Raw genomic sequence first — 24207 nt, 5'->3', positions numbered from 1 at the left:
ATTTTAGAGGTGCTGAGAGCAGGCGTAGGCACTGCTCCATGCCCACTGAAAATTATAGCCGCCAAGCCAGCCAGTAACATCCATCACTTCACCAATAAAATACAACTGAGGCTGGATGGTGCTTTGCATCGTCTTAGAGCTGATTTCTTTAGTATCAACACCGCCGAGGGTCACTTCGGCGGTGCGATAGCCTTCGGTGCCGTTGGGCTTAAGACGCCAAGCTTGAATGTCCTCGGCGACTTTTTGTAGCAGCTGATTATTGCAATCAGCGAGGTTCTTGTCAGGCCACCCTTGGCTCTGAGCTAGCACTTGTACCAAGCGTTTGGGCAGCCATTCTTGCAAAGCGCTGCGTAGTCCTAACTTTGGACGTTGTTGACGCAGTTGCTGTAACTGCTGCAACAACTCAAATCTAGGCAGTAGATTAATATCGATAACTTCACCAGCTTGCCAGTAGCTGGATAGCTGCAGCATTGCCGGACCAGATAAACCACGATGGGTAAACAGCATTGCTTCAGTGAAGCTGGCGCTCATTTTAGCATCGGCTGCCGTACTAGCAATCACATCAACCGCTAACCCAGAAAGCTCCGCATACTGTTGTTTATCGGTGTCATGCAGAGTAAAAGGCACTAAGCCAGCGCGTACGGGCAATATGGTATGCCCGAATTGCTCGGCTAGTTGGTAACCGAAAGGCGTTGCACCAAGTTTTGGCATAGATAAGCCGCCGCAGGCAACAACCAGAGCAGTACTAGTTAACTGGCCTTGTGAGGTGGTTAACTCATACTTCTGCTGGTGGTATTCAACTGCAGTTATGTCGGTGCGTAATTGTACTTTGGCGCCATACTGCTTACATTCTTTGAGCAGCATAGAGACAATGTCTTTGGCGCTTACATCACAGAACAACTGGCCTAAGGTTTTTTCATGATAAGCGATACCATGGCGCTCAACTAGAGCAATAAAGTCCCATGGGGTGTATTGCTTTAATGCAGATTTACAAAAATGAGGGTTAGCCGAGAGGTAGTTTTCAGCACTCGCAAACATGTTGGTGAAGTTGCAACGTCCACCACCAGAAATCAGAATTTTTTTACCAGCTTGTTTAGCATGGTCCAGCACTATCACGCTTTTGCCTCGGGCTGCTGCATGTGCAGCACAGTGTAAACCGGCGGCACCCGCCCCAATGATAATCACGTCATAATGCTGAACTGCTTCACTCATGGACTAGGGTTACTCGCCTGTTAAAGCTGCTAGCACGTGCTCAGCACTGCTTACACCAAAGGTTTTTTCATCTTCCACAAAGAGGTGGGTGACAACACCATCTTCAATCACCATAGCGTAGCGTTCTGCGCGCAAGCCGCCAAACGAGCCCGTTGCTTTAGTCAGCCCCAGTTGTTGATGGTAAGAACCATCACCATCAGCTAACAATTGCACTTTGTCATTTACATTGAGGGCTTTACCCCAAGCGCGCATCACAAAGGCATCGTTTACGGCCACACAGGTAATAGTCTGCACACCTGCTTGTTGCAGCGCAGCAGCATGCTCAACAAAACCTGGCAGGTGTTTCTCTGAACAAGTAGGAGTAAAGGCGCCAGGTACTGCAAAGAGGATATGACGGCCTTGGGCAAACATTTCTGCTGGATTAAACTGCTGAAGGCCAACATCACCTAAAGCGGTTAAGGTACCAGCGGGAATACGGTCATTGACTTGAATCATGAGATTGCTCCGTTAAGTAAATATCGAATCGATGTTTTTTGCTTATTACTTGGCTCTGAGGTGGTTGTTGATCCAGAAAATCAGCGTGCTGTGGACGCTTAACGACCACCCGATACTGCGCCTTGGCGCGCGCATCTGCTAGCAGCTGGTCGGCATCATGGTCGGCCCCAACTAACTGCTGAAACATTTGCATGTCCTTTTTTACGGCTGCGCGCTGTTTTCGATCGCTTTTCGGGTACATGGGGTCTAAATAAACCACCTCGATAGACCCTTGATAACTGTCGTCATACCATTGTAACCGTGCGGCCAAGTTAGCATCGCTGTGCTGCAGCCGCTGTAATCCGTCCAACAGTAAGGCTGCTACCACTGGGTTGCGTTCGCGCAGTAAGACAGTAGCCCCTAGCTGAGCAAGCACCAAGGCATCGCGACCTAAGCCAGCAGTACCATCTAGGATAGTTGCTGATTTATATTTAGCCAGGCCACAGGCGCGGCCGATCGCTTCATCTTTAAGGCTCGCCTTGGCCGCCCGAAAGGCTGCTTTACCCTGACTAAAATCAACCACCAGCGGCAACATCTTAGGCGCAGCAAGCCAGCGAAGTTGTAGCTGGGTAGGAGTCAGTTCAAGCACAAATTCATGCTGGTCTAGATTAGCGTTCGTAGCGCTAAGCACTTGCAGTTGGCAGCGTTGGGCTAACCTTTGTGCATAGTCATGATCTGCCCCAGTCAGCACCAGAATTGGTACCTCGGCAGCATTCATACGGCGCGCTCCATATCCACATGAGGGATGTCATCCTCAAGATATTCGGCACTGGTCTCAATAAAGCCTAAGCTTTGATAAAAGTCGCGTAGATATACTTGCGCACCGATTTGAATAGGCTGAGTCTTAGCATGTTGTTGGCAAATCGTGATTGCACGCTGCATCAACTCACGACCCAACCCACGGCCACGAGCATGGTTAGCTGTTAATACTCGTCCAATGCGTGATGACGTGTGCGCATCACCAATAAAAATACGAGCGTAGGCGCACAGCTCAGCTTGCGCCGAGGACGCATCCCATGCCACCAAATGCAGAGCCTGCGGGTCTTTCCCATCAGCGTCTAAGTAGGGACAGGTTTGTTCAACCACAAACACCTCTTGGCGCACTTTCAAGATGGTATACAGCTCACTGGTGCTGAGCTGAGGAAAGGATTTTAGCTGCCAGTTCATCGTTATCTGCTTCTCACTCGCCGAGTTAAAGGAATGACATTGGCGCGCTCAGGTTGAGTGTAGAGCGCCAGAATCTCTGCAACCTTGCCACGACTATCGCCTTTGGGGCTAATAAAGCGTGCTACTTGTAAGCTTTGAATATCCGCATCTTGGTACAGTAATCGTGTTAGTTCCGTATCGTGATTACTGATCAGCACCGGGATGCCGCGTTTATGTGCGGTATGAGCAGCCCGACGAGCTAACTCATGCTGGTGCTCGAGGTTAAAGCCACCGCTAGCATAACTGGTGAAGTTAGCGGTAGTGCTGAGCGGTGCATAAGGAGGATCGCAATACACCACATCGCCTTTACGGGCACGACGAAACACCTGCTCAAAACTCATACAGGTAAAGACGGCTTGCTGGGCTTTTTCGGCAAAAAATTCTAATTCAGCTTGTGGGAAATAAGGCCGGCTGTAACGTCCAAACGGCACATTGAAGTGCCCTGATAAGTTGTAACGGCACAAACCATTGTAGCCATGGCGATTCAGATACAAGAATAACAGCGCACGCTGATATAAGTCGCTACATTGATTGAATTGCTCTCGTAGTGAGTAATAGGCATCAGCGGTATTATTTCTCAGAGTAAACAAGCGCGCAGCATCATCAATAAAACGTCGCGGCCGTCGTTTGACGATCTTAAACAGGTTGATTAAATCTGGGTTAACATCGTTAAGAATATATCTGTCATAATTAGTGTTCAGGAACACCGAACCGGCGCCGACGAAAGGCTCAATTAACTTGTTGCCCTCAGGCAAGAGCGCTGTAATAGGTTCAATAAGACCATATTTGCCCCCAGCCCATTTCAAAAACGCACGTTTCTTAAGCATCAGCCGATCCTAACATCAGTTTGCTGAAGGGCTGTGAACTGCTACAAGCGTTGATTGCTGTCGCAATCACTTGCCAATCACTTAAGCCAATCATTTGAGCTTGGCCAATGGCGGTAGGGAGAATAAATCGAATCACTCCTGCTTTTACTTTTTTATCGCGTTGCATGTAATCTTGCCATTGCTGCAACGTTAGTTGAGGAGCTTCAACAGGTAACCCCAGTTGCTGCAAGAGTTGCCGAATTCGATGCAGATCCGTGCTGGCTAGTTGGCCGGTTTGTTCCATCAAGGTGGCCGCAATCACCATTCCTGCGGCGACTGCCTCACCGTGGCGCCAATGTTGATAATCGGCTGCTTCGATGGCGTGCCCAAACGTATGCCCTAAATTGAGTAAGGCGCGCTGATGCTGTTCAGTTTCATCCGCTGCGACAATGGCGGCTTTAATACTGCAACTTACCTTGATTGCTTGAGTTATTGCGCTGGTATCCCGTGCGCATAGAGCGCCGGCTTGCTGCTCCAGCCACGTGAAAAAATCAGCATCGGCGATAATGCCGTACTTAACTACTTCAGCAAGGCCACAAGTGTAATCACGAGCACTGAGTGTTTGCAGGCAGTCGGTATCGATTAACACCCCATGGGGCTGGTGAAAGGCGCCAATGAGGTTTTTACCAAGCTGATGATTAATAGCCGTTTTACCTCCTACCGACGAATCCACTTGCGCCAGCAGGGTGGTTGGAATTTGATAGAAGGTCACGCCCCGCTGATAGGTTGCTGCGACAAAGCCGGCTAAATCGCCAACCACACCGCCACCTAAGGCAATAATGGCACAGTCACGCGCAAAACTATGGCTAATTAGGGTATCCATGATGGCTTGATAGTTAGGTAAGCTTTTTTCGGCTTCGCCATCACCAATTTCATGCACCACCACCTGATGTGCCGCCAGCGACTGTTTTACTTGGGCTAAATAGAGCGGTGCTACCAGGGTGTTGGTAATGATTAAAATCTGCTGAGGAAGATTTGGAAATAGCGGACTGCGTTGCAACAGGCCGGGTCCAATCTCGATCGGATAACTACGCTCACCCAGACCAACGGTGATTTGTTGTATGGGTGTCTGCATGAGCGTCTCCGAATTTATACGTTGATGTGTTCGATAATTTGGTCAATCACTGTCTTTGCATTTTGTTCGTCTGTACGAACAATAACATCAGCAATCTCTTCGTATAAAGGATTACGGATTTCAGCCAAGTTTTCTAGTACTTCGCGAGGATTTTCTGCATCCGCGATCAGAGGGCGTCGTTTATCACGTTGGGTTCTTGCTAACTGCTTATCGATGGTGGTTTGTAAATAGACCACCACGCCTCGCGCAGAAAGGCGATTACGGCTCTCTTTGCTTAAAATCGATCCGCCACCAGTAGCTAACACAATGCCAGTGTTTTCGGTGAGCTCTTCAATGACTTTTTCTTCACGCGCACGAAATCCGTCTTCGCCTTCTAATTCAAACACCCACGCAATATCAGCACCGGTACGGCGCTCAATTTCAGTATCAGAATCGAAAAATTCAAGATGGAGTTGGCGTGCTAATTGTCGCCCGATGGTACTTTTACCAGCCCCCATAGGGCCCACTAAGAAAATATTACGTTTTTCAGCCATTAGATGCTTTACTTCACTTGTTTAACTAGCTGTGACTCACGGAATCCGGAGTGTCTCAAGACCTTCCTTTACCCAACCAAAAAGATGCGCGATTATCGCAAGTCACAGCCATTTAAGCAAGGTTTACGGATTATTGGTCACAATTCGTGGCGTGACAAAAATTAATAATTCACGCTTTTCGTTCACTTGGTTTTCCGTTCTAAACAATACCCCAACGTAAGGGATGTCACCAAGCAAGGGTACTTTGGAAATATCATTAAGAATTTGCTGTTGGTAAATACCACCAAGCACAATGGTTTCGCCATTCTCTACTAAAACTTGAGTGCCAATTTCTTGGGTATCGATTGAAACCGCCGGCCCTGTAGGGGTGGTTACGGTTTCGCCACGGGTATTTTGGGTGATCACCAAATCAAGAATCACGCGATTATCAGGGGTGATTTGTGGGGTTACTCGCAGCCCCAGCACGGCCTTCTTAAATTGCACCGACGTTGCCCCAGAGGAGGCACTTTCTACGTATGGAATTTCAGTACCTTGCTCAATGTAAGCGGCTTTTTGGTTTGCTGTGGTAATGCGAGGACTCGCAATGATCTCACCTTTGTTCTCTCGTTCTAACGCAGACAGCTCCAAATCAAGTAACCGGCCGTCGGCTAATTTAGCGACTTGAAAACCTATGGTTGCAGCGGGGCTACTTACCGGCAGGTTGACATTAAAATCACCAGTAATAGAGGTGCCTGAGCCCCAGGGTAGTGGCAAACTAGTATCCACACTAGGCTCAGTAATACCCCAGCGGATCCCCAGTTCATCGCTAATGTTGTCGCGTACAGTCACCATGCGGCTTTCGATAATCACTTGTTTTACTGGAATGTCTAAGACCTCAACCATGGCTTTAACGCTGTCGATCTGCTGCTGGGTATCGCGTACCAAGAGCGTATTGGTACGCTCATCGACCGTCACAGCTCCTCGCGAGGACAGTAAATCAGAACTATCGGTGCGTAAAATAGCTGCGACCTCTGCAGCTTTAGCGTAATTAACCTGAATATAGGAGCTGGTTAATGGCGCTAGTTCGGCCATCCGTTGATTCGCCTCTAACTGCTGCTCTTCTCGCTGCGCTAACTCGACGGCTGGCGCCACAATCAGAATATTGCCATCAATGCGTTTATCTAAGCCTTTAACGCGCAGAATCGTTTCTAACGCTCGCTCCCAAGGAACATTGTCTAAACGTAGCGTGATATTACCGGTTACCGACTCGCTCGCCACCAAGTTGAGCTGGTTTTCTTCTGCCAAAATTTGCAAGAGCTGGCGAACTGGCACGTCTTGAAAGTTTAACGAAATGGGTTTTTGATTTTTATCTAGGGCCGCTTGCTTGGGCTCGGTACGCTCGGCAAAGGTGAGGCGCAAATAGCCATCCAACTGCTCAAGTTGATGTCTAAAATCGCTCTTGCCGGCAATTTTTAAGCGCGCATGACGGCCTTCTTGAAAGGTTTCAACGTAGCCTATGGGGGTATCAAACTTACTAACATCAAGCACGTACAATAGGTCGTCAGGTAACTTAGTATTAAACAGGGTAAGCTCAAGCTGCTGCTTGCTGGCATCTAGTTCGTGTTCAATTTCAGCGCCCTTAAAAGCGATGCTGAGCTGGCCAGTAGCACCACTTAAACCAAAGTAATTGATGGAGGTGACTGTGCTATTGCTAGCGTTTTGCGTAGCGATATAGGCGGCACTGGCGGTACGTAACTCAGGGTCGCGAGCTGACGGCTGTGGTGACGGAGCTGGCTCTGCTGGGGCTGAGCGTGGGGCCGGCTGAGCAGGAGTCGTTGCAGCGACAGCATCAGGAACTTTCTTACTCGCGACAAATACCAAGACCATCACTTCGCCCATGCGACTCATCAGGTGTTCCAGCGGCTTGGTGGTGCTAACCCGTAACAACACATCGTCGCGTTGCTGCTCTACTTCAACTTGTTGTAATAGTGGGTGCTCACCTACGTTCAACAGCCCAGCAAGAGCGGCTGCTGAAGTGCCGCGCAATAAAAATTCATGTACTAACGGATTGCTATGACGTCGCACCACAGGGGCATCTACGCGTTCGCTAAAATGCGCCTCTAAGTTGAACCGCTCCGGGCCTAAGCCAATTTTTTCGACGCGGATAAGGTCGTTAGCATAAAGTGTGGCAGGTAGTAATAGCGCCAAATAACAGACCGTGCGAATTAAGTGCTTCATGTTTTTTTAATTCCTTTGCGAATTCAGCAAGGTTAACGAAACATCGCGTCGCTGCCAACAGCCGTCGCCGGTAGCTATCCACTCGCGAATTGCAATTGCTTGAGGTGAAATGGTTAATACCTCACCCATATTTAACCCAAGGTACTGCCCTTGGGTAACTCGGTACAACCGGCCTTCGTTTGAAACCACCAGCGCCGTAAGCCCACTAGCGCCGGTACGTAAGGTGCCGGTAAAGGTTAATTGGTCTAGCGCAACCGCCTCCAGCGCACCCTTTGCCCGATTTAGATTAGGTTGTGGGCAACTGCCGGCGCCGCTTTGAATTGCCTGTGCTTGCACCGGCGTCGGTTGAAAAGGATTGCGGGCGGATTGGCCCAAATAGCCCATGCGCGCTAACTCTGGTAGCTCTGGGGCAGGACTAATGCCGGGCTGGGCACGCTGTTGCACGCCCTGCTTGAATTGCTCTAAATCACTCAAACTCACTGGGGCGCACCCAACCAGCAGTGCGCAAGTGACACTGATGAAACTGAGGCCCAGACGACGAGGTAGCAGACTTATCATGGTTCTGCCCTCAGGGTTTGCTGCTGATAGGTCTCAGCGGTCACAATTAAGCGAATGGAACTGCTGCCGTCTTGCAGTTGCATGGTGAAATTCTTAACACTAATGATGCGGTCTAGGCTGGCAATTTGCCCAACAAACTCACCAATCTGATGATACTCACCTTTGAGCTCAAACCGCATCGGCAGGGCAGTATAAAACTCGCGTGGCTGGGGCGGTAGCCACTCAATACGATCAAATTTAAGCCCACTGCGAGTGCCAATCAAGGTGATATCGTCCAATAACTTAGGCGTTTCATCGTTGTTGGGCAGCATTTGCAGCAGTACTTCTAAGTTTTCATTCAACGTATCTAATTGCTTACGATACAGCGGCAAATTAATGGCTTCGTTGAATTTGCTCTCGAAGTCTTGGCGCAATTGTGCCTCTTTGGTTTGCTCGCGCTGATAGGCTTTTAACTCGTCAGCTAATACAAAGTGATAGCTAAGACCTAGCACGATAACCGCTAGTAGCACCAGAACCGCCACTCGAAAGGGTCGCGGCCAAAATGGTAATTCATTGATATCAAGTTCACGAAGGCTATCTAAGTTAACACTCATGGCTTGCCTCCGGTATCACCGGTAGCCAAGGCTGTGGGCACAATATTAATGGTTAAGCTAAAAGCATCGTAGCCCAAGCCATCAGCATCAGGAATGCTGCGGTCGTTAGCGCTGGCGGCCACCACGTTACGTAGCTCGGGTTGAGCAAACGTAGGAGAATCTTTCAGCGCTCGTAAAAACTCAGCAACCCGGTTATTCGAGCTACTACGGCCGTTAATGGTTAGGGTTAACTCGCGTTTTTCTACCGAGTGCAAATACACCCCATCAGGAGTGCGCTGAGTTAATTCATTAAATAAGGTAATCGCTGTGTTACGGTCTTGGTGTAAGGCTTGAATTAGTTTCATTCTATTCAAGACTTCATCTTTTTTCTTATTAATATTACGGATTTCAGCTATTTGACTATCCAGCACCAAAATTTCTGATTGCAGAAATTGATTCCGACGCTGTTGATAGTTCTTGTAATCATTAATTAAAAAGTAGGCCACCGCAAAAATGAGAGCAGCGCTACCCAAGGCTAAAGCAGCGTGTATCCCAAATCGAGTTTTGGCTCGTTGCTTGACCGTTTCGCGCCACGGTAACAGGTTTATATGTGCCATGGTGCGTAGCTCCGTAAGGCTAGCCCCAAGGCTTCAACAAAGCGTGGGCCGTGTGCATGCAAATGGCTCAACTTATCGGGCAAGGGGAAATGCTCAAAAGGATTAAGTACATGCACAGGAAAGGAAACCTGCGCCGCAACCATATCTTGTAGAACTGGAATCATAGCCCCGGTATTAATCAAAAATAGCGCCGCAAAGCCGCGTTCAACCGCGTTACTTTGGTACATTTGGATGCCCCGAGATACCTGGCTGCCTAAATCATTGAGCATGTCATCCAAGATATAATCGGGGTATTGCTCATGTTCACCGCTGCGTAATTTGGCCAAAACTTCGCCATGCTTGTTGTAATCGCCTTCGGTAAGGGCATTGAGTAAGGGCTGTAAACCACCGGCTTGAAAGCGGTTGCTAACTACTTCGCCATCAACCACTACGACCAATTGCATTGCCGAGACGGCAATGTCGACCACCACGTATGGTAAATTACTGGCAGCCACGTCTGGATAAAGATGGGGTAACACATGATTACAGGTGCGCGCTACTGCATGGTTATCCACATCCATGACCGCTACTTTATAGCCGCCAGCTTCTATGGCTTGGCTACGAGTACTCACACTTGAGGCTCGAGCCGCCATCAGCATGACGCGTTGCTGCCCAGGTAGCGAAGGATGTTCACCTAGACTTTCGTAATCGTAAACATGGTCTATGGCCGTATCAACAGATAACAGATCGGGGTCTGATTCGATTTTTTCGCCAATAGCTTCGTCATCCAGCTCAATATCCATCGCTATAATACGCTGCATGGCTTGATTACCGGATATCGCAGCCACCGCAACACGCGCATGGCCCATGCGTTTGCGTAGCTGGGCAATCATTTTACCAAGCTTGTCTATATCGACAATCTCATCACCATCCATGATCTGTTTGGCCAGCGTCACCTCGGCCACATGCTCAATGCTGTAGCTGTTATCGGTAGGCATGATTTCAACACCGCGAACGGCCTCTGCTGAGATATCAATACCTAGCCCCGGTTTCTTACCAAAGCCAAATAAACCCATGGAACTCCCCTAACTGGAATAGGAATAGTATAGCGCACGTGTTATTAAAATTGTTCTATGCGAATGATCATATTAAGCGCAAATGTAATGATCATGCAAAGCACTTTGCAAATTCTAAATAATCGTTCTGTTTATTCTGGTATCTTTCTATAATATGTAGAACTTATACGCAACCCGCGAATCAACAGATGACACGGATACAAGGGGCGACTTTTTGAAGATTTTGAAGTGGTTTTTATGGATAACGATCACTACGGTGGTGCTAGGTGCGCTCACCGTAGCCGGCTTATATTTATTTTTAAAGGATGATTTACCAAGCGTTGCCGAGCTTAAGCAGGTGCAATTACAAACTCCCATGCAGGTCTATTCTGCCGATGGTGAGCTGATTGCGCAGTTTGGCGAGATACGCCGTATTCCTTTGCAATTAGACGAAATTCCGAAACCATTAATACAAGCTTTTCTGGCAACTGAAGACCAGCGCTTTTATGAGCATTTTGGCATCGACCCCATAGGTGTGGCTCGGGCCTTCTTTTTATTGGTCAGCACAGGTGAAATTCAGGGCGGTGGCTCGACCATTACCCAGCAATTAGCGCGTAACTTTTATCTCAGCTTTGAACAAACCTGGTCGCGTAAAGTAAAAGAAGCTTTTATTTCGTTGCGGATGGAAAAAGAGCTCAGTAAAGACGAAATTCTTGAGCTTTATTTGAATAAAATCACCTTTGGCCATCGTGCTCACGGCGTGGGTGCGGCAGCCCAAGTGTATTATGGTAAAGATGTCAAAGACCTGACTTTGGCGCAGATGGCCATGATAGCTGGCCTCCCGAAAGCACCCTCGACCATGAACCCTATCAGTAACCCTGAGCGCGCTGAACAGCGACGGGCGGTGGTATTAGGCCGGATGCTGGCAGAAGGCTTCATTACCGATAGTCAGTATCGGCAAGCCTTAGCTGAGCCCATTGCGACTAAGCTACATGGCGCTGAAGTAACCATGGATGCGCCTTATTTAGCAGAAATGGTGCGTGCTGAAATGGTCAATCGCTACGGCGAAGAGATGGCTTATACCAGCGGCTTTAAGGTGTATATTACCGCCAATGCCAAGCAGCAACGTGCGGCTCAGCAGGCGGTTCGGCTGAACTTACACGGCTATGATGAGCGCCATGGTTATCGTGGGCCAGAGCAAGTACTGTGGCCAGCCGACGCCGAGCCCTGGACCGCAGAAGCCATTAATCAGCATCTACAAACCCAAGAAAATATTGGCTTAACAGAACCCGCAGTAGTGATCGAAGTGGCTGAGCAACAAGCCACGGTGCAATTACGAGATGGTCGCCTTGGTCGTCTAGCATGGTCCGCCCTAGCATGGGCAAGACCCTACCTGCATGCCGATCGGCAAGGGCCTGCACCGCAACAAGCGGCGGATGTGCTTAAAGTCGGCGAGCAAGTACGAGTAAGACAAACAGAACAAGGCTGGCGCTTAGCGCAAATTCCTGAGCCGAGCGCTGCTATTATTGCGCTGCGCCCCCAAGACGGTGGCATTGCTGCTGCCGTTGGTGGTTATAGTTTTAGCGTGAGTCAATATAACCGAGCAATTCAAGCCAAGCGTCAGGCCGGCTCTAACATCAAGCCCTTTATTTACTCTGCGGCATTAGAAAATGGCTTTACCTTAGCTACGCTCGTGAATGATGCCCCGATTAACCAATGGAATCCAGGCAGTGGTGTTGCTTGGCGACCACGCAATTCACCGGATGTGTATGAAGGTCCGATTCGAGTTCGGCAAGGTTTAGCTAAATCGAAGAACGTCGTTTCGGTACGTTTATTGCGTGCGCTAGGAGTAGACACCACGGTTGAATATCTAACTCGATTTGGTTTTGCCATCGATGAACTACCGCGTAACGAATCATTATCGTTGGGTTCAGCTTCGATGACGCCGTTAGAAGTTGCACGCGGTTATGCGGTATTTGCGAACGGGGGCTATCTGGTGAATCCTTATTTTATTGAGCGGATTGAAAATAGCCAAGGCGAGATCCTTTATTCGGCCCGCCCAGCAGTAGCCTGTGTGCTTTGTGAAAGCGGTGAGCGTGAGGTGTTACCTGCCCCGCAGGTGATTACCGAGCAAAATGCCTTCTTGATTACGCAAGGGCTGCAATCAGCAGTGTGGGGTGGCGGTAGCTGGCAGCATCGTACTGGCTGGAACGGCACCGCTTGGCGAGTACAGCAATCTAAGCCCCTGATTAACAGAGCTGGCCGTAACGTCGTGGGTAAAACAGGTACCACCAACGATGTGAAAGACACTTGGTTCTCAGGCTACGTCAGTGGTTTGGTAACAACTGCATGGGTAGGCTTTGATAATCTAGAGCGGGCTTTGGGCAGCACCACCATGAATGAGAATCTAAGTAGTGCGGAGCAGCCCATTAGCGGCACAGAGGCGGGGGCAAAGACGGCCCTGCCGATGTGGATAGACTTTATGGAAGTGGCGGTGCAAGATGTTCCGGTGGAGCCCTTTATTGTGCCACCAGGTTTAGTCTCGGCGCGTATCGATTTGGCGACGGGTAAACTCAGCCGTGCCAATGATTACACCTCCAGATTTGAATATTTCTTGCCGGGCACAGCGCCCACTGAGTATGCCAAGGGCGAGACTAATCGTGACATCTTTGCTGAGGATGATTCGATTTTCTAGTGAGCCTAAGCTCACGTCATAAGACCAAAAAAAGCTGGTAGGGCATAGGCACTACCAGCTTTTTTGTGGCCATTGCTAGCTTAGCGCTGGCTAATCAAGCGACTTAACAGTTGATTCAAATCAGATTGCACACCACCGGCGGTTACTTCTTTACCGGCGCCTGGGCCACTAATAACTAGCGGCATCTCGTGGTACCAATCGGTATAAATCACAAAAATATTTTCGCCCGGAATGAGGTTGGCCAGCATATCGCCTTCCGGAATATACTCAATGCCTACACGAGCCCGCACGCTGTCGTCATCTTGTACTGCAAAGCTAGCCAACAAGCGCGGTACCTTGCCGGTTTTTTGTGCATCAAGATAAAGGTTATGCATGCCAGCATCAAGTTCAGGTAAGCGCTGCATAAACTCATCTAAGGAAATATCAGCCAAGCTTTCTGGTAACAGACTGTCGACATCAATGTCTTGCCAGTCTAGGCGCAAGCCGATTTCACGAGCCAAAATCAACATCTTACGAATGATATCTTGGCAGGATAAATCTTCGCGAGGATCGGGCTCGCTCAGGCCTCGAACTTTGGCTTCGCGCACCAAATCGCTGAAATTTACTTCAGCGTTAAAGTTCTCAAACAACCAACTCATGGTACCTGAGAAGATACCCGAAATACTGCGAATGGTATCGCCCGAGTTACGCAAATCATTCAGCGCGTAATTTAATGGTAAGCCAGCACCGACGGTGGTGTTGTAGTACCATTCACGTTCGTACTCGCGCTGAATGGTACGAATTTCGTTGTATTGCGATTCGCCTGAAGCACCCGCGCGCTTATTGGCACTGATAATGTGCAAACCGTTGGCAAAAAAGCTCGGATACAGTTGTGCTACTGCAATAGCATCGGTTAAATCCAGCATCACCAATTCATCATAAGGCGCATTTGGTAATTCGGGTATCAACTGACTCATCTCGTACGGACGCGCAAATTGATCAAATTGCTGCTCCCAATCATTAAGATCCAGACCGTTGTAATCTAACCACATTTGTTTGGAGTTCAGGATCCCGATGATGCGGACGTCCATTTGCTCGTTGATACGTTCACGCAAGCGACGATACAGCGCTAACCAAGCACTACCAATGTTGCCACGGCCCACCACCAACACGCCAAGGCTGCGGCGATAGTTAAATAATTGGCTGTGAATACGATTGAGTAAGCGGTTATCCAGCTTTTGCTCCAAAATAGCAATCACTGCATTGTTATCTGGCGAAAACGCCAAACGCCGCAGGTTCTGTGCGCTTAACTCGGTTTTAAAGGTGCTGTACTGGGCCGTCTCTTGAATCCGATTACCTACCAAGGCAATCATCGAGTAGCCTTCCATCTGCACCACATGATCCGCTTTATCTACCTCAAGTAACCACTGCTGTAAAAAGTCGAGATGGTTTTGGTGATAGGCATAGTAGGCATGATGTTGTGCTACTTCGTTCCAGCTAATAAGCGGAGTCAGTTCTAAATTTTCAAATTTATCAATCAGCTGGGCATCGCTTAAATCAACTCTAAACAACACCACGTCGGCTAGCGACGTTAACACCTTGCCTTTAGCTTCGGTATCTTCGTATAAGCCGATACGAGTTTGCTGATTCTCTACCTTCAAACTAGAGCGTACCGCAATCACCATGCGTTCGCGGTTAACCGGCTGGAAGGTACGCGGGTGTAACACCGGGCTACCTAACCGTGCCAGTTCTTCAGCTTCTTGCCAATCTAGAATAGGTAGGCTCACCACCCGCTCTACTTTACGCGGATCCGCTGAGTACACCCCAGCCACATCCTTCCAGATAGTGACCTGCTTAGAATCTATTAAGCTACCAACGAGGGTGGCAGAATAGTCACTGCCGTTACGACCTAAAATTAAGGAACGCCCACTAGGGTCGGCACAAATAAAGCCGGTCACAATAAATCTTGTACCCGGGTGAGGTGCAATGCGGTTGAGCAAGCCAGCTCGAGATACGGGCACCTGAATCAGTGGCTCGGGCGCATCTTCAGCTACCAAGAAAGTACGCGCATCAATGTAATCGGCGGTGACCCCTTGCTGTTGCAATAGGGCTGCTAATAAACGGGCACTCCATAACTCGCCGTAGGACAGCAATTCAGGCTTATGGGTAATCACTTCTTGGTCGTTTAACCACCCGTACCAGCGCTTAAAATCTTGTTGCGATAGGTCTAGTACGCGTTGTTGGTGGTCACCGTTAAGCAACTCGTTGATAAGCCCTTGCTGATATTTTTCGAGTTGTTTCAGCAGCACTTCGGCAACGCCACGGTCATCCGCTTTGGCATCAATAATGGCAAGAATACGGTTGGTGGTATCGCCCGCAGCAGACACTACGACCAAATCGCTAGCACCGGCGTATTCGCTAACAATGCGAGCGACGCGACGATAACAGTAGGCATCGGCCAAACTGCTGCCACCAAATTTGTGAACCTGAACTTGCTCGGCCACGTTTTGAATTTGCTCGGGGGTAACTTTAACCTCAACCGTCATGATGCGTGTGCGTTCTCCTGTGTGCAGCGGTCTGCTGATAATGAATGAACAATAATTATAGGGGGTAGCCCCCATTCAATAAAGCGCGCGATGCATAAAGTTGGTTAACCTAGCATGTGCTTACGTGAGTTTTACTGTGCAAGATTAAAACGAACAGATAAAGAAGTATAGACCGCTATACGTATAAAGTTGACTGATTTAATATCCACAGTACAATTCACCACAAGCTTTAAGGTTTTTAACTTTTTATTTTGCTGAGTTTGCCGACTGCCACCAGCAGCAGTTGCAGTCAGCCCAGCCAATGAACAGGGTGTATAGGTGCGGTATGGAATGGGATGGTGAGTATATTTACCCGTATGTAGAACACGGTAGAAAGAGCGAGCACGTAAAAAAAATTACGGTGTCTATTCCTACCAAGGTACTCAAGGTGCTAACCGATGAGCGAACTCGTCGCCAGGTAAAAAACTTACGTCATGCCACCAACAGTGAGCTACTGTGCGAAGCTTTTTTGCATGCCTTTACCGGGCAGCCGCTGCCTACCGATGATGATTTACGCAAAGACAATCCACATAAGATCCCAGCTGAAGTTCGGGCTGAATTAGAACGGCGCAATTTACCTATTCCGGAAGTAGACGATCTGTACGACGACGAAGATTAACGAGGATTAATTTGTAGCACAGCGACCAAGCAATAACCCGTGGCAGCAGCACTACTTCTACCACGGGTCACTTGCAGGGACGGTTAAGTCTGGTTATTTCAATAAATACTCAAGCGCGGTCTCGTCACAGTTCTCTTTACGAGGACAGATGTCGCAGTCCTTCATCACTTTTTCTGGTAACGCATCTTTCACCGTCAGCTTAAAGTTCAACTTGCCAAAGAACTCAGGTACTCGGGTTAGCACTATGGTCCGTTTAATGCCAAGTTCACGTGCCTTCCAGAGTAACCAAGCGACTAATTCTGCTCCCAGCCCCTTACCTTGCGCTTGTGGAAATAATCCTAAGCTACGAATTTCGGCCAAGCCAGTGGTGTAGACGTAAAGTGCTGCGCAGCCTACCACTTCATCATTAATTTCTGCTACGGCAAAGCTCTGAATCGCTTGCAATACATCCGCTTTGTCACGAGGTAAGTTTTCACCTTGCTCAGCCCAGTAGGCGATCAATTCACAAATCTTGTCGGCGTCTGCTAAACGAGCTTGGCGCACATGTTTACTTGCCGCTTCGGCCGCATGTAACCAGTCTTCGGCGTGCTTGATAGCTAGTTTAACGGCGCTTGGGCCGGTGCCACCCAGAGCCTGCCGCTTATGCAAACCGTATTGGCTATCAAGAACCTGATAGACATCGGCTTGCAACTGCGGACACACTTGTTGCATGGAGGCTAAATCGAGCTGCTCGAGTGCTACGCCAGCTTGCTGAGCCAAGAGCACTAAGCTACCGGTAAGGTGATGAGCATCCCGAAACGGAATCCCTTGCGCCACCATGTAATCAGCCAATTCAGTCGCATTGCTGTAGCCCAACAAAGCTTGCTGAGCGGCATGATCTTGATTCACCGATAACTCAGGTAAGGCGAACGTGAGCATGGCCAGACAATGCTGATAGGTCTGCAGGGCATCAAACAGGCCTTCTTTATCTTCTTGCATGTCTTTGTTGTAGGCTAATGGCAAGCCTTTCAAAGTAATGAACAGCGCTTGTAAATGGCCCAGAACTCGCCCTGTTTTGCCCCGTAACAACTCAAACAAATCTGGGTTTTTCTTCTGTGGCATTAACGATGAGCCACTGCTGATGCGGTCGCTCATGGCAAAGCAGCCACTTTCGCCAGAACAATAGAAGATGACATCTTCGGCCAGACGCGATAAATGCATCATCCCGGTGCTAGCGATATGCAGCAAATCTAGGGCGAAATCTCGGTCCGACACACCATCTAAGCTATTTTCGCATGCTTGACGAAAGCCAAGCTCGTGCGCCAACGCCTGCCGATCGATGGCGGCAGTTGTTCCTGCTAAGGCACCACTACCGAGCGGGCAGACATCCATCCGTTTGCCGGCATCGCGTAGTCGGCTAACATCGCGTTGTAGCATCTGTACGTAGGCCATAGCCCAGTGCCCAGCTACTATCGGCTGGGCTCGTTGCAAGTGGGTGTAGCCCGGTAATAAGCTGGTTTGATAGCGTTTGGCAAATTCGAGCAAAGCCTGCACAGCGGCTAAGTTTTCCCGAATGAGTTGCTGGGTAAACTGTTTACACAACAAGCGTAAATCAGTCGCCACTAAATCATTTCTGCTCCGGCCGGTGTGAAGCTTCTTCGCGGTATCGCCAATCCGCTTGATCAGCTCGCCTTCCACCCAGCTATGAATGTCTTCAGCCTGGCTTTGCAAGGGCAACTGAGGATCAACCGTTACCGCCTGCGCTAATTCCGCCAAGGCTTGGTCCAACTGTTGTTGTTCGGCAGAGCTAATCAGCTCTGCGCTCAATAAGGCTTCAGCCCATGCCCGAGACGCCTGAATATCAAATGGTGCCAGTACATAATCAAACCGCAGCGAGTCATTAAACTGCTTGAATTCATCGGCACTGGCTTGGCTAAAACGCCCGCCCCATAAACTCATGGTTGCTCCTTGTCGGCAGCTTCAGCTGCGGCAGTTTGATGTAAACAACGAATACGACTAGCTAAGCTGTACAAACGAATAAAGCCTTCTGCATGTTTTTGGTTGTAAACAGTATCTTCGTCAAACGTAGCAAAAGCATTGGAGTACAAGCTGTTGGGTGAACGTTTTTGCGTGACGCTCACGGTACCCTTATAGAGTTTGACCACCACATCACCGGTTAAAGGCTTCGCAATTTGTTCTGCCGCAGCTAACATCACATCTTTGAGTGGAGTAAACCAGCGGCCATCGTACATAAGTTGCGCAAACTCGTTGCCCAAACGAATCCGATAATCTTGCGTGGTACGATCTAGAACTAAGCTTTCAAGGCCTTGCAGGGCTGCATATAAAACCGTGCCAGCAGGAGTTTCATAACAGCCGCGTGACTTCATCCCAACCAACCGGTTTTCTACCATGTCTAAGCGGCCAATACCGTGGGCTCCAGCAATTTTATTGAGTTGCTCAATTGCCGCTACTGCCGCAATCGGTTGCTCATTAATCGCAGTGAGGCTGCCAGCAGTAAAGCTTAACTGTAAATATTCTGGTTGTTCCGGCGCTTGCTCTGGGGCGACAGTCCAAGTCCATACTTGCGCTGATGGCTCGTTCCACGGGTCTTCTAATTCACCGCCTTCGGTAGAGATGTGCCATAGGTTAGCATCACGACTGTAAATTTTAGTCGCTGAAGCCGCACACGGAATATTGCGCTCAGCAAGATAGGCCAAGAGATCTGGCCGCGACCGCATGCTCCACTCGCGCCAAGGCGCAATCACGGTAAGATCAGGAGCAAGAGCGGCAAAAGCGGATTCAAAGCGTACTTGGTCATTACCTTTGCCGGTACAGCCATGAGCCAGTGCGTCGGCACCTACTTGGCGCGCTACCGCGACTTGTGCAGCAGCAATAATCGGCCGAGCGAGCGCAGTGCCTAATAAGTATTGGCCTTCGTATAAGGCTCCCGTTTTCAGCGTCGGGTAAATAACCTCTTGAGCAAACTGCTCTTTTAAATCAACAATGTGACAGCTGCTGGCGCCAGAAGCGATAGCTTTTGCTTCAACGCCTTCTAGCTCATCTTCACCTTGGCCCACATCGGCCACGAATGCTACTACCTCACAGTCGTAGTTTTCTTTTAACCAAGGCACAATGGCAGAAGTATCAAGACCACCAGAGTAGGCCAAAACAACTTTTTTAACAGATGCAGTCATGATTAAGCTCCAGCAAATAATTCAACAAGAATGGCGTTTTGTGCAAACAAACGATTTTCCGCTTGGTGTAGCACCAAGCTCTGTGGCCCATCGATAACCTCAGCCGTAACCTCACGACCGCGATAGGCAGGCAAGCAATGCATAAAGAAGCGCGCTCCTAGTTGTTTCATCAGCGCGCTGTTAACTTGGTAGCTAGCAAAGTCATGCATCACCTCGTTACTATCGCGCTGCTGCCCCATCGAGAACCAAGTATCGGTATAAATAGCATCGGTTTGTTGCAGCTCCGTGATCTGGGTATGCAAGCTGATCTGGCTGCCCGTGGTTTGTGCCTGCTGTTGCGCTAAGGCCACCAAAGCTGGGTTTGGTTGATAATCAGCGGGGGTTACAATTTGCAAGTTCATCCCGGTAGCGGCAGCGCCAGCCATCAATGCTTGGCAGACGTTATTGCCATCGCCAATATAGGTTAGAGTAAGGTCTGCTAGCTCGCCAGCATGCTCCTTTAAGGTAAGCAGATCCGCTAATGCCTGACAGGGATGGCACTCATCACTAAGAGCATTCACGATGGGTTTATCAGATGCGGCGGCAAGTTCGGCCAAGGTCGCCTGAGCGTAAACCCGTGCTACGATAGCATCGTGCCAAAGTGCCAAATTAGCGCCAACATCACTGGCCGGCTCGCGTACTCCCATCAATTGCGCAGCATCAAGGTAGATACTATGGCCACCTAACCGATGAATACCTGCGGCAAAGCTGGCGCGGGTGCGTAATGACGGCTTTTCAAACAACAACGCAATACTTTTGCCTTGTAGGGTTTGCTGCCAAGCGCTCGGACGCTGTTTGATGGTCTGCGCCAACTCCAATAAATGAGTGACCTGTGCGCTGCTTAAATCGCGCATAGCTAATAAATCATGCATAGTAAATTCCAGTAAGTAATCAGATGGATAGCGTCGGCTTAATATCTAACGCGGGTTCCGGCGGCTTCACCCTTAGCCAAACGGGTGAGCGCGTTGGCATCTTGCCAGCCGGCCACCGCGATGCTTCGTCGCGAGGCGTGTGCAGCTTGCAATGCTGCTTGTAGTTTCACCACCATCCCGTCTTTGATGACACCACTGGCAATCAGGTCAGGAGCTTGGTCGGCGTGAATGGTATTGATGAGTTGACCGTGCTGATCAAGAATGCCAGGCACGTCGGTCAGTAAAATAAGATCCGCATGTAACACTTGGGCAATCGCTGCAGCAGCAAGGTCGGCATTCACGTTTAGCCGCTCGCCCGCTGCACTCACCCCAATGGAGCTCACAATGGGTAAATAATTTTGTTCAATCAGACTTTCTAGCAGTTGCGCTGAGCCCGGGCTAGGAATTCCAACCGCGCCCCGGCTGGTGTCTTGGCTGCACTGTACGGTGCCGCCAGCGGCTAGGGTTAAACCTACCGCAAGCAATTGATGTTGCTGCGCTACTGCGCACAATTGGGTATTGATATCACCGGCTAAGACTCCCGCCACAATCGGCATATGGGCGGCAGGCGTGATCCGTTGCCCATCTACTTTGTGGCTGCTCTGGCCAAGCTGTTGCAATAAGCTTTGTACTTGGTCGCCGCCGCCGTGAACCAGCACCAACGGCCGTAGTGCCGCAAGCCGTGTAACTGTGCTGAACAATTGCTGCAAGCAGTCGTTATCAGTGACCACGCGGCCGCCTAATTTGATTACGAGTGGCACACTCATATCACAGCTCCAGCATGCAGTAAGCCACACTCAGTGGGTAAGCCAATGTATTGATTAGCTAATTGTACAGCTTGTGCAGCGGCTCCTTTTTGTAAGTTATCCAGAGCAACAGACACCACCAGTTGGCTACCTATCACAGTAACGTGCACATCCACATAAGGCGTGCCCACTACTTGCGCCAGCTTGGGTGGGGTTTGGCAAATTCGTACTAGAGGCTGGTCGGCATAGGCCTGATGGAAGGCTTGCTGCACTTGATGCGCGCTTACGCCTGCGGCTAATTGGGCGTACACAGTCGCTAGAATACCCCGTTTGAACGAGCCTAAATGCGGCACGAATAGAAGCTCGCAGCCCAACGTTTGGGCCATTTCAGCTTGGTGGCGGTGAGTACCAATAGCATAGGCTTGCAAGCTTACTTCACAGAAGCTGGTATGAGCTTGAGCTGCGCGTCCTGCACCTGAAACGCCACTAACAGCATTTACAATAGGAGCACTATCTGGCTTGAGCATGGTGCGTACTGGCATCAGTGCAGTTGCTGCCGCGGTAGGATAGCAGCCAGGCACGGCGATAAGCGGCTCGTCACCTTGTAAGTCAACCCATTCGGCTAAGCCATAAGGAACTGGCTGGGCTAAGTGCGGCTGTTTAAAGCCATAGGCCGCTTGATGCTGCTTAGCATCTTGTAACCGAAAAGCGCCAGATAAATCAAACACAGTCATGCCTGCCTTGATTAATAACGGCGCAAGTTCGGCACTGGCTTGATGAGGGAGCGCTAAAAATGCAACCCGAACTTGCTGGGCGACAGCGCCTAACAAGTTGGGATGCCAAGGTTGCAGAATCAGGTCACAGCGTCCGGCTAGTTGCGGATACAAAGCAGCGATAGGTTCTGCGGGACGTGCGCTAGAGGTAAACCCGTAGGCAACGTTAAATTGCGGGTGATTATGCAGCAGCCATACCAGTTCAACACCGCTATAGCCGCTGGCCCCAAATACAGCACAAGGAATTAATTTACTCTGGTTCATCCACAATCATACGTTACGCAGTTAACAATGGCGTAAGTATAGTGAATAAAAATTCATTAAACAAGCATAAATATATTACCTGTTGAATTATTCCTGCATGTAATTTTTCGGTAGTTTAATCCGTGCAGCGCCTGACGCTATGGCGGCTTCTGCAACGGCTTTAGAAACCCGTGTGCGTAACCGTGGGTCGAGCGGTTTGGGGATGATGTAATCTGGCCCAAACTCAAGTTTATCAACCCCTGCAGCTTCAAGAACCGCAGTTGGCACAGGCTCTTTGGCTAATTGGCGAATGGCTTCGACAGCCGCTAGCTTCATCTCGTCATTGATAGCTCGCGCACGCACATCTAAAGCGCCCCTAAAAATGAACGGAAAACAGAGTACGTTATTCACTTGGTTTGGATAATCTGAACGCCCAGTTGCCATGATCAGATCATCACGCACAGCAACAGCTAACTCAGGTTTGATTTCAGGATCTGGATTAGAACAAGCAAAGACAATAGGCTTAGCGGCCATCAATTTTAACGCATCGGGCGGTAACAGATTCGGACCCGATACCCCAACAAAGACGTCAGCCTCGGTAATCACTTCAGCTAACGTACGTTTATCGGTGTTGTTGGCGAACAGGGCTTTGTATTCGTTTAAGTCTTCACGGCGCGTATGAATCACGCCTTTTGAATCGAGCATATAGATATGCTCACGTTGCGCGCCGCATTTGATCAGCAACTCCATACAGGCAATAGCGGCGGCGCCAGCACCTAGACACACGATTTGCGCTTTACGTAATTCTTTGCCTTGAATTTCTAACGCATTGAGCAAACCTGCTGCGGTTACGATAGCGGTACCATGCTGATCATCATGGAAAATCGGCACATCACAACGTTCAATTAAGGCTTGTTCGATTTCAAAGCATTCTGGAGCCTTGATATCTTCGAGGTTTACCCCACCAAAACTGTCAGCAATATTGGCAACGGTATTGATAAAGTCTTGGGTGGTACGGTGGGTGACTTCAATATCAATCGAGTCTAAGCCAGCAAAACGCTTGAATAATAGAGCTTTACCTTCCATCACGGGCTTAGATGCCATCGGCCCCAAGTTACCTAATCCGAGAATAGCGGTACCATTAGAGATAACTGCGACCATGTTGCCTTTAGCGGTGTATTTGTAAACATCATCAGGGTTTTCAGCGATAGCACGCACAGGTTCAGCAACGCCGGGACTATAGGCTAGCGCTAAATCTTTACTGGTTGCGGCTGGTTTTGTGAGTTCAATACTGATTTTACCTGGCGTTGGATACGCATGATAATCCAAAGCCTGTTTACGAAAGTCGGTCATGGTTGTTATGCACCTTGGGCTATCGCCAATTTAACAGGGGTTATAAAGAATATAACGATGATGAATAATTGACGGGTTAGATGCAATGATTTTTTCAACATGTCATACCTCATAACAAGTTCAGTTAGGCGGTTGAGCGGGCGATATTGAATAACCAAGAGCAGCGATGGTTGGGTCGATATAAGGTGAGATTAAACTATTCGTGACGAGGCAAACAGCGGGATGATACAACAGGTAGAAAGTACAGGTGCTTAAATTAGCACCATATCAAAATCTTTATAAAACAATAACTAAAGACTATATTCAAACAAAAAAGGCGCCTTTCGGCGCCTTTTCTGCAAATCTCGCTAGAAGAGCTTGAAAACAGCTTACTTCTTGCCGCCCAACACGCTGAAACGCTTGTTGAACTTCTCAATACGACCACCGGTATCCATGATACGTTGCTTACCAGTGTAGAACGGGTGACACTCTGAACATACGTCTAAGTGCAACTCGCCGCCTTTGGTTGAGTTGGTGGTGAACGAGTGGCCACATGCACAAGTTACTTTCATTGCGCTGTAATTAGGGTGAATACCTTCTTTCATGGGGGTTACCTCAGTTAGGCTGCATCGCCACCCGATCTGCTGCCGAGCACCATGCAAATTCATCAATACACAATACGATGGAT

Annotated in this window: 22 protein-coding genes; 2 read left to right on the top strand and 20 right to left on the bottom strand. The window is 49.1% G+C overall.

Annotated elements, in window-relative coordinates; genetic code table 11:
- Positions 1–3 precede the first annotated feature (3 nt).
- From AB8S08_RS11870 to pilM, 12 genes are all read right to left on the bottom strand, one after another.
- Entirely contained in the window at positions 4–1212 is a 1209-nt protein-coding gene (locus AB8S08_RS11870) for an NAD(P)/FAD-dependent oxidoreductase (RefSeq protein WP_369742875.1), read from the bottom strand.
- Between the two features lie 9 nt (positions 1213–1221).
- Positions 1222–1707 carry a peroxiredoxin gene (locus AB8S08_RS11865; RefSeq protein WP_153826280.1) on the bottom strand — a complete coding sequence of 162 codons (486 nt, stop codon included), beginning with the start codon at positions 1705–1707 and terminating at the stop codon, positions 1222–1224.
- Positions 1691–2464: a class I SAM-dependent methyltransferase gene (locus AB8S08_RS11860; RefSeq protein WP_369742874.1), complete on the bottom strand. Its 774-nt coding sequence runs from the start codon at positions 2462–2464 to the stop codon at positions 1691–1693. Before AB8S08_RS11860 ends, AB8S08_RS11865 begins: the two co-directional genes overlap by 17 nt.
- Complete coding sequence (locus AB8S08_RS11855; protein ID WP_369742873.1) at positions 2461–2913, bottom strand: GNAT family N-acetyltransferase; 453 nt, start codon at positions 2911–2913, stop codon at positions 2461–2463. The genes AB8S08_RS11860 and AB8S08_RS11855 overlap by 4 nt, the downstream gene beginning before the upstream one ends.
- A gap of 2 nt (positions 2914–2915) precedes the next feature.
- The gene (locus tag AB8S08_RS11850; protein ID WP_153826277.1) at positions 2916–3779 is read right to left on the bottom strand and encodes a Dam family site-specific DNA-(adenine-N6)-methyltransferase; all 864 of its coding nucleotides are present in this window, start codon (positions 3777–3779) and stop codon (positions 2916–2918) included.
- The gene (gene aroB / locus AB8S08_RS11845) at positions 3772–4881 is read right to left on the bottom strand and encodes a 3-dehydroquinate synthase (protein WP_369744205.1); all 1110 of its coding nucleotides are present in this window, start codon (positions 4879–4881) and stop codon (positions 3772–3774) included. Before aroB ends, AB8S08_RS11850 begins: the two co-directional genes overlap by 8 nt.
- Before the next feature lie 26 nt (positions 4882–4907).
- Positions 4908–5426: a shikimate kinase AroK gene (gene aroK / locus AB8S08_RS11840; RefSeq protein WP_110076438.1), complete on the bottom strand. Its 519-nt coding sequence runs from the start codon at positions 5424–5426 to the stop codon at positions 4908–4910.
- 123 nt (positions 5427–5549) lie between these two features.
- Positions 5550–7643 carry a type IV pilus secretin PilQ gene (locus tag AB8S08_RS11835; protein WP_369742872.1) on the bottom strand — a complete coding sequence of 698 codons (2094 nt, stop codon included), beginning with the start codon at positions 7641–7643 and terminating at the stop codon, positions 5550–5552.
- 6 nt (positions 7644–7649) lie between these two features.
- Entirely contained in the window at positions 7650–8201 is a 552-nt protein-coding gene (locus tag AB8S08_RS11830) for a pilus assembly protein PilP (RefSeq protein ID WP_369742871.1), read from the bottom strand.
- Complete coding sequence (locus tag AB8S08_RS11825) at positions 8198–8794, bottom strand: type 4a pilus biogenesis protein PilO (RefSeq protein WP_110076436.1); 597 nt, start codon at positions 8792–8794, stop codon at positions 8198–8200. Before AB8S08_RS11825 ends, AB8S08_RS11830 begins: the two co-directional genes overlap by 4 nt.
- Positions 8791–9390 carry a PilN domain-containing protein gene (locus tag AB8S08_RS11820; protein WP_110076435.1) on the bottom strand — a complete coding sequence of 200 codons (600 nt, stop codon included), beginning with the start codon at positions 9388–9390 and terminating at the stop codon, positions 8791–8793. The genes AB8S08_RS11825 and AB8S08_RS11820 overlap by 4 nt, the downstream gene beginning before the upstream one ends.
- Positions 9378–10445 (bottom strand): type IV pilus biogenesis protein PilM, encoded by a 1068-nt coding sequence (gene pilM / locus AB8S08_RS11815; RefSeq protein WP_110076434.1) that lies wholly within the window; start codon positions 10443–10445, stop codon positions 9378–9380. Before pilM ends, AB8S08_RS11820 begins: the two co-directional genes overlap by 13 nt.
- A gap of 214 nt (positions 10446–10659) precedes the next feature.
- Between pilM and AB8S08_RS11810 the strand changes: the two genes are divergently transcribed.
- Positions 10660–13119, top strand: coding sequence for a penicillin-binding protein 1A (locus AB8S08_RS11810; RefSeq protein ID WP_369742870.1), 2460 nt, complete (start codon positions 10660–10662; stop codon positions 13117–13119).
- Between the two features lie 80 nt (positions 13120–13199).
- Here the strand turns inward: AB8S08_RS11810 and metL are convergent, their stop codons facing one another.
- Positions 13200–15644 carry a bifunctional aspartate kinase/homoserine dehydrogenase II gene (gene metL, locus AB8S08_RS11805; RefSeq protein WP_369742869.1) on the bottom strand — a complete coding sequence of 815 codons (2445 nt, stop codon included), beginning with the start codon at positions 15642–15644 and terminating at the stop codon, positions 13200–13202.
- Between the two features lie 325 nt (positions 15645–15969).
- Between metL and metJ the strand changes: the two genes are divergently transcribed.
- Positions 15970–16302, top strand: coding sequence for a met regulon transcriptional regulator MetJ (metJ, locus tag AB8S08_RS11800; protein ID WP_369742868.1), 333 nt, complete (start codon positions 15970–15972; stop codon positions 16300–16302).
- Between the two features lie 93 nt (positions 16303–16395).
- Here the strand turns inward: metJ and argH are convergent, their stop codons facing one another.
- The 7 genes from argH to rpmE all read right to left on the bottom strand — a co-directional run bounded on the left by argH (position 16396) and on the right by rpmE (position 24124).
- A complete protein-coding gene (gene argH / locus AB8S08_RS11795) occupies positions 16396–18240 on the bottom strand; it encodes an argininosuccinate lyase (RefSeq protein WP_369742867.1) in 1845 nt (614 codons plus the stop codon).
- Complete coding sequence (locus AB8S08_RS11790; RefSeq protein ID WP_153826269.1) at positions 18237–19475, bottom strand: argininosuccinate synthase; 1239 nt, start codon at positions 19473–19475, stop codon at positions 18237–18239. Before AB8S08_RS11790 ends, argH begins: the two co-directional genes overlap by 4 nt.
- A 2-nt stretch (positions 19476–19477) precedes the next feature.
- Positions 19478–20386: an ornithine carbamoyltransferase gene (gene argF, locus AB8S08_RS11785; RefSeq protein ID WP_369742866.1), complete on the bottom strand. Its 909-nt coding sequence runs from the start codon at positions 20384–20386 to the stop codon at positions 19478–19480.
- Positions 20387–20424: 38 nt separating this feature from the next.
- A complete protein-coding gene (gene argB, locus AB8S08_RS11780) occupies positions 20425–21192 on the bottom strand; it encodes an acetylglutamate kinase (protein ID WP_369742865.1) in 768 nt (255 codons plus the stop codon).
- Positions 21189–22208: an N-acetyl-gamma-glutamyl-phosphate reductase gene (gene argC, locus AB8S08_RS11775; protein ID WP_313932935.1), complete on the bottom strand. Its 1020-nt coding sequence runs from the start codon at positions 22206–22208 to the stop codon at positions 21189–21191. Before argC ends, argB begins: the two co-directional genes overlap by 4 nt.
- Before the next feature lie 87 nt (positions 22209–22295).
- A complete protein-coding gene (locus tag AB8S08_RS11770; RefSeq protein ID WP_110076426.1) occupies positions 22296–23540 on the bottom strand; it encodes a malic enzyme-like NAD(P)-binding protein in 1245 nt (414 codons plus the stop codon).
- A gap of 368 nt (positions 23541–23908) precedes the next feature.
- Positions 23909–24124 carry a 50S ribosomal protein L31 gene (rpmE, locus tag AB8S08_RS11765; protein WP_110076968.1) on the bottom strand — a complete coding sequence of 72 codons (216 nt, stop codon included), beginning with the start codon at positions 24122–24124 and terminating at the stop codon, positions 23909–23911.
- Positions 24125–24207 lie beyond the last annotated feature (83 nt).

The organism is Pseudidiomarina sp. PP-1MA (genome assembly GCF_041200125.1).
Taxonomy (GTDB): Bacteria; Pseudomonadota; Gammaproteobacteria; order Enterobacterales; family Alteromonadaceae; genus Pseudidiomarina; species Pseudidiomarina fusca.
The sequence above is the reverse complement of the archived record's forward strand: the minus strand, read 5'-3'. Positions and strand labels throughout refer to the sequence as shown.

Coding starts and splice junctions, on each gene's coding strand:
- AB8S08_RS11770 (WP_110076426.1), bottom strand. CDS start 23,540: ATGACCGACTTTCGTAAACAGGCTTTGGATTATCATGCGTATCCAACG.
- AB8S08_RS11850 (WP_153826277.1), bottom strand. CDS start 3,779: ATGCTTAAGAAACGTGCGTTTTTGAAATGGGCTGGGGGCAAATATGGT.
- AB8S08_RS11835 (WP_369742872.1), bottom strand. CDS start 7,643: ATGAAGCACTTAATTCGCACGGTCTGTTATTTGGCGCTATTACTACCT.
- AB8S08_RS11790 (WP_153826269.1), bottom strand. CDS start 19,475: ATGACTGCATCTGTTAAAAAAGTTGTTTTGGCCTACTCTGGTGGTCTT.
- rpmE (WP_110076968.1), bottom strand. CDS start 24,124: ATGAAAGAAGGTATTCACCCTAATTACAGCGCAATGAAAGTAACTTGT.
- AB8S08_RS11870 (WP_369742875.1), bottom strand. CDS start 1,212: ATGAGTGAAGCAGTTCAGCATTATGACGTGATTATCATTGGGGCGGGT.
- metL (WP_369742869.1), bottom strand. CDS start 15,644: ATGACGGTTGAGGTTAAAGTTACCCCCGAGCAAATTCAAAACGTGGCC.
- AB8S08_RS11860 (WP_369742874.1), bottom strand. CDS start 2,464: ATGAATGCTGCCGAGGTACCAATTCTGGTGCTGACTGGGGCAGATCAT.
- AB8S08_RS11820 (WP_110076435.1), bottom strand. CDS start 9,390: ATGGCACATATAAACCTGTTACCGTGGCGCGAAACGGTCAAGCAACGA.
- AB8S08_RS11825 (WP_110076436.1), bottom strand. CDS start 8,794: ATGAGTGTTAACTTAGATAGCCTTCGTGAACTTGATATCAATGAATTA.
- metJ (WP_369742868.1), top strand. CDS start 15,970: ATGGAATGGGATGGTGAGTATATTTACCCGTATGTAGAACACGGTAGA.
- pilM (WP_110076434.1), bottom strand. CDS start 10,445: ATGGGTTTATTTGGCTTTGGTAAGAAACCGGGGCTAGGTATTGATATC.
- AB8S08_RS11855 (WP_369742873.1), bottom strand. CDS start 2,913: ATGAACTGGCAGCTAAAATCCTTTCCTCAGCTCAGCACCAGTGAGCTG.
- AB8S08_RS11830 (WP_369742871.1), bottom strand. CDS start 8,201: ATGATAAGTCTGCTACCTCGTCGTCTGGGCCTCAGTTTCATCAGTGTC.
- argC (WP_313932935.1), bottom strand. CDS start 22,208: ATGAACCAGAGTAAATTAATTCCTTGTGCTGTATTTGGGGCCAGCGGC.
- AB8S08_RS11865 (WP_153826280.1), bottom strand. CDS start 1,707: ATGATTCAAGTCAATGACCGTATTCCCGCTGGTACCTTAACCGCTTTA.
- aroK (WP_110076438.1), bottom strand. CDS start 5,426: ATGGCTGAAAAACGTAATATTTTCTTAGTGGGCCCTATGGGGGCTGGT.
- argB (WP_369742865.1), bottom strand. CDS start 21,192: ATGAGTGTGCCACTCGTAATCAAATTAGGCGGCCGCGTGGTCACTGAT.
- argH (WP_369742867.1), bottom strand. CDS start 18,240: ATGAGTTTATGGGGCGGGCGTTTTAGCCAAGCCAGTGCCGATGAATTC.
- argF (WP_369742866.1), bottom strand. CDS start 20,386: ATGCATGATTTATTAGCTATGCGCGATTTAAGCAGCGCACAGGTCACT.